The sequence below is a fragment of the Extensimonas perlucida genome, assembly GCF_007655255.1.
GTDB classification, from domain to species: Bacteria; Pseudomonadota; Gammaproteobacteria; order Burkholderiales; family Burkholderiaceae_C; genus Extensimonas; species Extensimonas perlucida.
This window is the reverse complement of sequence record NZ_VMYE01000044.1, coordinates 1-1,674: the sequence shown is the minus strand read 5'-3', so window position 1 is coordinate 1,674 and position 1,674 is coordinate 1. Positions and strand designations below refer to the sequence as shown.

Annotated in this window: 1 protein-coding gene and 1 pseudogene; one reads left to right on the top strand and one right to left on the bottom strand. The window is 65.0% G+C overall.

The features are described 5' to 3' along the window. The first annotated feature begins 182 nt into the window (after window positions 1–182). The gene (locus FK527_RS17115; RefSeq protein ID WP_008328897.1) at window positions 183–977 is read left to right on the top strand and encodes a 2-keto-4-pentenoate hydratase; all 795 of its coding nucleotides are present in this window, start codon (window positions 183–185) and stop codon (window positions 975–977) included. Window positions 978–1,284: 307 nt separating this feature from the next. Here FK527_RS17115 and FK527_RS17110 read toward each other — a convergent pair. Then, a pseudogene (locus FK527_RS17110) lies at window positions 1,285–1,548 on the bottom strand (transposase); the annotation flags it as partial. Window positions 1,549–1,674: the final 126 nt, after the last annotated feature.

Here is a 1,674-nt window from a genome sequence, read left to right as displayed (position 1 = left end):
CGGGTCATACCGAAAAATCTCGGGCAACTGGCTTTGAGAAATCAACCCAGCAGTCCCCTGTGTGCATGCCTGAGACGCCCCAAACGTGTGCTATACTTGTGCTCATGCGGTTGGATTTCCTATCCCCCGACCTGCCATAGCCGGCGCGCCCCACCCTCAACCTTTCCAGGCGGAGCCCCCCCATGACCCAGACGCCCAACCAACTCGCCGAAGCGATCTGGGCCGCCCGCCAGGCCGGTCGGACACTGGACGCCGCAGCCACCATCGGCACGCCCGACCTCGCCACCGCCTACGCCATCCAGCGCGCGCTGCTCGGCCTGCGCCTGGCCGCCGGCGAGCGCGTGGTCGGGTGGAAGCTGGGTTACACGTCGGAAGTGATGCGCCGCCAGATGGGCATAGCCCGGCCCAACATCGGGCCGCTGACCGACCGGATGCTGCTGAACTCGGGCGACGCGGTGCACGAGCGCCTGGTGCAGCCGCGGGTCGAACCCGAGATCGGGCTGCGCCTCCAAACCGCCCTCGACGCGCGGCACGCGCCCGTCGACCGCCACACCGTGGTCGCCGCCGTGGAGGGCGCCTACGCCTGCCTCGAAGTCGTGCACTCCACCTGGACAGGCTACCGCTTCAACCTCGAACAGAACACCGCCGACAACTCGTCCGCCGGCCAGGTCGTCGTCGGGCCACGCCTGCCGGTGACCGACCTGATGGCGGCGGGCACCGTGGCGGTGCGCCTGCACGACGGCAGCCACCACACGCTGGGACAGGGCGTGGGCGCCGATGCCGACGGCCACCCCCTGGACGCGGTGGCGCGGCTGGCGCGGGAGCTGGCCGCGTTTGGTCAGCGGCTGGAGGCGGGTGATCTGGTGATCACGGGTGGGCTGACAAAGGCTTGTGAGCTGGAGGTGGGGGGGAGGTTGACGGGAGTGTTTTCGTTTGGGGACGCTTGGTCGGTAGATGTGACTGTGCGGCGTCTGTGAAACGACACTTGATAGGTGCGGATCGCCTGCACATCAACCCGGTCAACGAACGGCTCCATCAAAGACGCCAGTGCAGCGTGAGCGGTCGCGTGACACCTTGACCAGTGAGCGGCCGGTGGAGGCGCCTCTACGATGGCCTGCAGAGAGGTCGAGTGACAGCCACCAGCCTTGTGCGGACTTCGGCCGCGATCAAATGAAGCGCTGCCACGGGTCGGCGCCGAGCCGACCGCGCAAGCCCTTCCTCAAGCAACTGTATGCCTGCAAGGGGTATCCGCTTAGCTCCATCAGCCCCATTGACACTGTGATTTCATCCAGCAATGGTATCCGATTGCCTCTCCCCGGTGTTCTTGCTCACGACATCCCCATACGTCACTGGCGGCGTCACCACCGCTTGCTGCAGCAAGCGTTAAAACAGCATCCCGCGTGAGCTGGATGTGCGCCGGTTGAAACGGAACACGAATTCATCGAGATAGGCGTCCAGGTGTTCGGGTTGCACAGAACCGTGGTGCGTTCCCAGCACCCAGCGCTGTACCAACGAGGCGACCCGGTGCACTCCCGCCATGGAGACATGGGGTCTCCTCGTTTTCAGTGCAATAAGTGACGGTACGCAAAGCTAGCACTGGCGCGGGGGTGGTCTGGGTAGACCGTTGATTTCATTGACTTTCCTGTTCGCTTTGTAAACGGGTATGGTGGCCTC

Coding starts and splice junctions, on each gene's coding strand:
- FK527_RS17115 (WP_008328897.1), top strand. CDS start 183: ATGACCCAGACGCCCAACCAACTCGCCGAAGCGATCTGGGCCGCCCGC.